This is a genomic window from Exiguobacterium sp. RIT594 (assembly GCF_003339585.1).
In the GTDB taxonomy this organism is placed as follows: domain Bacteria; phylum Bacillota; class Bacilli; order Exiguobacteriales; family Exiguobacteriaceae; genus Exiguobacterium_A.
In genome coordinates this window covers 1-430 of the sequence record NZ_QPKF01000019.1, presented here as the reverse complement: position 1 = coordinate 430, position 430 = coordinate 1, and the positions used below count along the sequence as shown (strand labels likewise).

The following is a 430-nucleotide window of genomic DNA, read 5'->3' as shown; positions in this document are numbered from 1 at the left end:
CGTTGCTGCACCAAGGAATGCACCGAAGTCATTTGAGAACATTTTGAGCATGTCTTGTGCGTCGCCCATCATTTTCTTGTCATCGTTGATTGCTGCTGTGACAAGGTTAGCTTGCGCTTCGATGTGGTTTTTCGTCCAGACTTGCTCGAACTGATCCGCACCCGCTTGACCGTAAACGGATTTCATTGCCGCTTTGAAGTCAGCTGTGTGCATGTCTTCTGCCCAGTTCGCTGCATCGTAGTCTTTCGCTTGATCGACGCCCGCTGTCATGCTGATGTTCGCAAGTGCAACGTGCTCAGCTGCGAGGCTGTTGAGTGTTGACCGGAGGTCAGCTGCTTTTGTGTCTGCTTTCGTGTTGTCGAACTTCTCAGGCATTTGTGTTGTGATCGCGACTGAGAGTGCTTTCGAGATATCATACATGCGGCTGTAA

At 50.5% G+C, this 430-nt stretch carries 1 pseudogene; it reads right to left on the bottom strand.

Features of this window, described 5'->3' with window-relative positions:
* Positions 1-430, bottom strand: a pseudogene (locus DVG79_RS15995) (copper amine oxidase); the annotation flags it as partial.